Origin of the sequence: Streptomyces sp. DH12 (genome assembly GCF_020873895.1) — a bacterium.
Taxonomy (GTDB): domain Bacteria; phylum Actinomycetota; class Actinomycetes; order Streptomycetales; family Streptomycetaceae; genus Streptomyces.
The window spans coordinates 1-506 of record NZ_JAHWGT010000727.1; the positions used below are offsets into that span (position 1 = coordinate 1).

Here is a 506-nt window from a genome sequence, read left to right on the forward strand (position 1 = left end):
ACCTGGTGGTCGACGCGGCCGAGGAACTCCAGCACGCCGTCGCCACGCCTGCGCACCAGGTCGCCGGTGCGGTACATGCGGGCGCCCGCGGGGCCGTACGGGTCGGCGACGAACCGTTCGGCCGTGGCGTCGGGCCGTCCGAGGTAGCCGCGGGCCAGTCCGGCGCCGCCGATGTACAGCTCGCCGGCCACGCCGGGCGGGACGGGCCGCAGCCGGTCGTCCAGCACATGGCAGGTGGTGTTGTCCAGCGGGGTGCCGATGGGGACGGTGGTCTCCTGCTCCCACGGCGCGCGCATGAAGTGGTGGGTGGCGAAGGTGGTGGTCTCGGTCGGGCCGTAGCCGTCGACGACCAGGGTGCCGGGCGAGGCGGCCAGGACCCGGGCGACCGCGGCGGGCGGGACGACGTCGCCGCCCGTCCAGACGTCGCGCACGCCTGTGAAGACGCCAGGGTCCTCGTCCGCGACGACGCCGAACAGACCCGCGGTCAGCAGCAGGGAGGTGACGCC

Annotated in this window: 1 protein-coding gene; it reads right to left on the bottom strand. The window is 75.3% G+C overall.

Going from position 1 to position 506, the window contains the following annotated elements:
- A partial coding sequence (locus tag LPA54_RS36745) for an AMP-binding protein (protein WP_228984831.1) occupies nt 1-506 on the bottom strand: 506 nt, incomplete at both ends.